The organism is Paenibacillus sp. 32352, assembly GCF_002042965.1.
Lineage (GTDB): Bacteria > Bacillota > Bacilli > Paenibacillales > NBRC-103111 > Paenibacillus_S > Paenibacillus_S vulneris.
The window spans coordinates 1-288 of the sequence record NZ_MZNT01000070.1; the positions used below are offsets into that span (position 1 = coordinate 1).

The 288-nt window shown below is 65.3% G+C and carries 1 protein-coding gene; it reads right to left on the reverse strand.

Annotated elements, in window-relative coordinates:
- Positions 1-288, reverse strand: a 288-nt coding sequence (locus B1728_RS35615; RefSeq protein WP_144028118.1) for a retrotransposon gag family protein, incomplete at both ends; no start/stop codon positions are given.

The window sequence follows — 288 nt, forward strand, 5'->3', positions numbered from 1 at the left end:
TCGGGGACATCTTCCGGCTGGCGGCCCTGGGGCTGCTTATCCTTCCGGAAGATGGCCTCAACCGCCTCCTTGCCATAGGCGAACTTGGTGGCGATGTCCATCAGCTCGCTCGCCCTGGTGGGGGGCTTGCGGCCCAGCTTGCTCACCAGGTCGCGGCAGGTGGTGCCAGCGAGGAACGCGCCGATGACATCTGAGTCGGTGATGTTGGGCAGCTCGGTGCGCTGCTTCGAGAATCGCCGGATGTAGTCCCGCAGAGACTCTCCCGGCTGCTGTCGGTAGGTTCGGAGG